At 78.1% G+C, this 233-nt stretch carries 1 pseudogene; it reads right to left on the bottom strand.

The window, feature by feature from the left end:
- Positions 1-233 (bottom strand): annotated as a pseudogene (locus tag KVS67_RS13405) (phospho-sugar mutase); the annotation flags it as partial.

Raw genomic sequence — 233 nt, 5'->3', positions numbered from 1 at the left:
GCCTGCTGCCGCAGGGCCGGCATGGTGCGGGCGACCAGGGACAGGCCCGCCACGCGGACCGAGACCTGGGCGCTGGGCATGGCGCCGGTGACCGCGTCGACGTCGGCCAGGGCGTCCGACAGGCCGCGTCCCTGCGCCTTGAGGGCGGCGGCCAGCTCCGCGGCCATGCGGGCGGCCGTGATGCCGTCCTTGTCCCGCACCATGGCCGGGTCCACGCCGTAGCCGGGGGCCTC

The sequence above is a fragment of the Micrococcus sp. GbtcB5 genome (assembly GCF_019091605.1).
GTDB lineage: Bacteria > Actinomycetota > Actinomycetes > Actinomycetales > Micrococcaceae > Micrococcus > Micrococcus luteus.
The sequence above is the reverse complement of the archived record's forward strand: the minus strand, read 5'-3'. Positions and strand labels throughout refer to the sequence as shown.